Source organism: Streptomyces sp. ALB3 (genome assembly GCF_044385685.1).
Classification (GTDB): domain Bacteria; phylum Actinomycetota; class Actinomycetes; order Streptomycetales; family Streptomycetaceae; genus Streptomyces.
Map to the genome: position 1 here is coordinate 1 of NZ_JBISCE010000050.1, position 1,156 is coordinate 1,156.

Sequence of the window (1,156 nt, forward strand, 5' to 3'; positions counted from 1 at the left end):
GGCGACGCTGGGGTCGTCGGGACAGGCGAACTACGCGGCGGCGAACGCGTTCCTCGATGCTCTGGCCGAGGTCCGTCGGGCCGAAGGGCTGGCGGGTCTGTCGCTGGGCTGGGGACCTTGGGCCCAAGGCGGGATGCTCGGGCGTCTCGACACAGCCGACCTCCAGCGCATGGCGCGGGACGGCGTCATGCCGCTGAGCGCAGACGAAGGGCTGTCCTTGCTCGACGCGGCCCCGGGTGGCGGCGCAGGCGCGCTGATTCCCATCAAGCTGGACCGTGCCGCTCTGCGTCGCCTCGCTTCCACTTCTGCTCTCCCTCCGCTGTTCCATGAGCTCGTACGGCTGCCCAGGACACGAGCTGCCCATGCCGGAGCAGCCCGGGGGACCGCGCTCGCCGATCGTGTGGCCGCGCTCGCACCCGCAGACCGGGAGCGGTTCGTGGAGGAACTGGTCAAGGCCCAGGTCGCGACCGTACTCGGACACGCCTCCGGCCAGGACATCGAAGCCGCTCAGGCGTTCAAGGAGCTGGGGTTCGACTCCCTCACCGCTGTCGAACTGCGCAACAGGCTCGCGACGGCGACGGGGTTGCAGTTGCCGGCCACCCTCGTCTTCGACTATCCGACCCCTGCGGAGTTGGCCTCGTTCCTCCTTTCCCAGGCACTCGGGGACGACGGCTCCCCCCGGGAGTCAGCGGTGTCCGACGTCTCGGTCGACGATCCGATCGCGATCGTCGGCATGAGCTGCCGCTACCCGGGGGCGGTGTCCGATCCGGAGGGTCTGTGGCGACTGCTGGCAGGCGGCGGTGACGGTATCGACGGCTTCCCCACCGACAGGGGATGGGACGTCGACAGGCTGTTCGACGCCGACCCTGACCGGACGGGTACGACCTACACGCAGCAGGGCGGCTTCCTCTACGGAGCCGCTGAGTTCGACCCCGAGTTCTTCGGGATCTCGCCGCGTGAGGCGGTGGCGATGGATCCCCAGCAGCGGCTCCTCCTCGAAGCCTCGTGGGAGGCAGTGGAACGGGCGGGCATCGACCCCAGCTCTCTGCGCGGCAGCCGCACCGGTGTGTTCGCCGGCGTGATGTACCACGACTACGCCTCCCGGCTCAAAGCCGTTCCTGACGACACCGAGGGCTATCTCGGCATCGGCAACTCG

Annotated in this window: 1 protein-coding gene; it reads left to right on the forward strand. The window is 69.5% G+C overall.

The annotated features are described in order from the left end of the window. On the forward strand, positions 1 to 1,156 hold a 1,156-nt coding region (locus ACHFIV_RS33160; protein WP_398976647.1), incomplete at both ends, for a beta-ketoacyl reductase.